This window comes from Gemella haemolysans (assembly GCF_001553035.1).
In the GTDB taxonomy this organism is placed as follows: domain Bacteria; phylum Bacillota; class Bacilli; order Staphylococcales; family Gemellaceae; genus Gemella; species Gemella haemolysans_B.
Genome location: NZ_KQ959922.1, coordinates 29868 through 30861, shown reverse-complemented (window position 1 = coordinate 30861; position 994 = coordinate 29868). Strand labels below are relative to the sequence as shown.

General features: G+C 33.7%; 1 protein-coding gene and 1 pseudogene. Both read right to left on the bottom strand.

Annotated features, from left to right (window positions below; all coding sequences use genetic code 11):
• Window positions 1-187 (bottom strand): annotated as a pseudogene (locus tag HMPREF3186_RS00735) (choline-binding protein); the annotation flags it as partial.
• 141 nt (window positions 188-328) lie between these two features.
• Window positions 329-994: N-acetylmuramoyl-L-alanine amidase (locus HMPREF3186_RS09305; protein ID WP_231724128.1), on the bottom strand; the 666-nt coding region annotated here is incomplete at its 5' end.

The window sequence follows — 994 nt, the reverse complement described above, 5'->3', positions numbered from 1 at the left end:
GCCAGTAGTTTCCTGCCCATGCATTTCTTACTAATGTTCCATTTTGATTATAAAAATACCAAGTATGTCCACTCTTAACCCAACCTTGAGCTGCTAGAGCGTCACTACTAGCTACAGTATCTACAGCGATTGGTACCACTAATACTGTTAGTACCCCTAATCCTAATTTTAGTTTATTTTTCATCATAATATCTTTACCTCAAATGACTTTCATATTCTTTAAATTTTATTTTACAACAACTATCATTATATTTCAAGAAAAATATATACCTAAGGTTGCCGTATCATTCTTAAAGTAATTTTACTTTCTATTAACAATTTTTACTAATTATTTATAATAAGCTACAATCCCATCAACTATACCATTCGCTAAACGTTCTTGATATTCATTTGTTTTGATTTTATTACGCTCTTCTGGATTATCTATAAACCCTAATTCAACTAGAATTGATGGAATAGAAGTTTCACGAAGAACTGTGAATGAAGCGCGTTTAACTCCTCTATCGTTTGCACCAGTTTGATACAATAGATTTTGTTGTACTTTATTGGCTAATTTTCTACTCCTTTCTAATCTCTCAGAATTATTGTGATTTTCTTTGTTTATCTTAGGAACTCTATCTTCTTGCGATTGGTAGTAGTATGTTTCAATACCGCGGGCCACACCTTGTCCACCTGCATTAAAATGGATACTCAGTAGCATATCCGCATTAGCATTGTTAGCTTGTTCTGCACGGTCTACTAAGTCTACATATTTATCAACATTTCTACTTGTTAATACTGTATACCCTAAAGATGCAAGTTTACTACTTACTTTATTATACACGCTAAGAGTTAAGTCTTTTTCTCTTACTCCACCACTTACTGCACCTGGGTCACTTCCACCGTGTCCTGGATCAAGGAAAATAGAACGTTTTGTATTTTTATCTTTAGATGCATCTTTCACCCACGCTCCATTAGCATCAACATAATAACGTCCATTATCTACCCATGCATT